This window comes from Acetobacter fabarum (assembly GCF_040702925.2).
In the GTDB taxonomy this organism is placed as follows: domain Bacteria; phylum Pseudomonadota; class Alphaproteobacteria; order Acetobacterales; family Acetobacteraceae; genus Acetobacter; species Acetobacter fabarum_B.
Genome location: NZ_JBFCXX020000053.1, coordinates 1 through 1159, shown reverse-complemented (window position 1 = coordinate 1159; position 1159 = coordinate 1). Strand labels below are relative to the sequence as shown.

The 1159-nt window shown below is 50.0% G+C and carries 2 protein-coding genes and 1 tRNA gene; all 3 read left to right on the top strand.

Annotation, left to right across the window (positions count from 1 at the left end; genetic code table 11):
- Positions 1–77, top strand: a tRNA-Met gene (locus AB2L51_RS15050).
- A 169-nt stretch (positions 78–246) separates the two neighbouring features.
- Entirely contained in the window at positions 247–618 is a 372-nt protein-coding gene (locus AB2L51_RS15045; protein WP_400922629.1) for an STN domain-containing protein, read from the top strand.
- A 27-nt stretch (positions 619–645) separates the two neighbouring features.
- Positions 646–1101, top strand: a complete 456-nt coding sequence (locus tag AB2L51_RS15040; RefSeq protein ID WP_395583035.1) for an N-acetylmuramidase domain-containing protein — start codon at positions 646–648, stop codon at positions 1099–1101.
- The last annotated feature ends 58 nt before the right edge of the window (positions 1102–1159 follow it).

Here is a 1159-nt window from a genome sequence, read left to right as displayed (position 1 = left end):
CGCGGGGTGGAGCAGCCCGGTAGCTCGTCAGGCTCATAACCTGAAGGCCGTAGGTTCAAATCCTACCCCCGCAACCACTGAATTACATTTAAAAACAAGTAGTTAGCCCGCTCTCCGAGCGGGCTTTCTGCGTTCCAGAGCACCAACTGGAAGCATATGGGAATCAGCTGGAAGCGAATTCACACGTAGTTTCGGGACGCGTGGGGTGCGCCAGTAGAGGGCCGGAAAGGGAAGGAACCCTACCACATTCCGGCTCAGGCGCTTTCGACAGCGCTGACGACATTCGGGCAGCAGGCTCATAGGCAGGTAAGTGCGGACCCAAAGATACTGAACGGACATCAGTCTGCTGCACTCAATGGGAATTTTACGGAACAGGAGGCTTTGGCTCGATTATTGACCGGCTCAGGGTTGACGGGGCGTGTGTCTGGAAACGTAGTCAGCGTTAGTCCTTCTTCAAATATTACCCTTGGTCCTGTTCGTGTGGGTGGAACTGCCTCGCATCAAGATCCCACTGGTCCAGGCGTCGGTTACGTCGCGGAAAATACGATGAGCGCAACTAAAACAGACACTCCGATCACGCAGATAGGCGAAGGCGTGGAGGCCATCGTCGCCGAATAAAACGATGGGTTTTGGAATTGTGAGATAATGGCTTCCGTTACCCGGAAGCCACTTTTTTCATGTCCGACACCCCGGAAAGAGGAAGAGGGCGGCTTCGCCTTCTGTGCCGAATACGATGCAGCTCTCAAAGCGACGTCATGGGGTGCGTTTCAAATCCTAGGTGAGAATTTTCGTTGCGCTGGGTATGGTGCTGTATCTGATTTTGTTCGTGCTATGGGTGATATTAATAAACAGGCTGATGCTTTTGTGAAATTTAATCTCTCTAATAATAAAATGCGACGCGCTTTGATCAACAAGGACTGGGTAACATTTGCGAGTGTTTACAACGGTTCTACGTACTACAGGTATAATTATGACAGACGCATCAAGGCTAATTACGAAAAAATTATCATGAACACGTTTATTCAAAATCCACCTGCCAAAAATGACATAGACGCGGCTTTTCTAAGAACGGCATGGTCTCAGAGTGTTGATTTTCACTGAGAACTGACCCGGGTAGGGCGGAAATTTTCATCGAGATTTGACCCATGCCTTCACACTC